The organism is Sedimentibacter sp. B4, from assembly GCF_000309315.1.
GTDB classification, from domain to species: Bacteria; Bacillota; Clostridia; order Tissierellales; family Sedimentibacteraceae; genus Sedimentibacter; species Sedimentibacter saalensis.
The window spans coordinates 1-207 of the sequence record NZ_CANG01001042.1 but is presented as its reverse complement, the minus strand read 5'-3'; the positions used below and the strand labels follow the sequence as shown (position 1 = coordinate 207).

Here is a 207-nt window from a genome sequence, read left to right as displayed (position 1 = left end):
GGGTTGGGTCATGGTCGATAGCTGCGTGTCACGGGTCCCGGTCTTCGCCAGCTTGTCGGAGCAAGATCAGCATCGGGTTGAGGGGCTGGCTCGCCCGACCCATCTGATGGTGGGTGAGGCGGCCTACTCTGCCGACGACGAACTGCCGCAGCTCATGGTGCTGCACACGGGACGCTCAAGATATTCCGGCTCTCCGCTGATGGGTCC

1 pseudogene is annotated in these 207 nt (G+C 63.8%); it reads left to right on the top strand.

The features are described from left to right. Positions 1-10: 10 nt before the first annotated feature. Positions 11-207, top strand: a pseudogene (locus BN358_RS28110) (hypothetical protein); the annotation flags it as partial.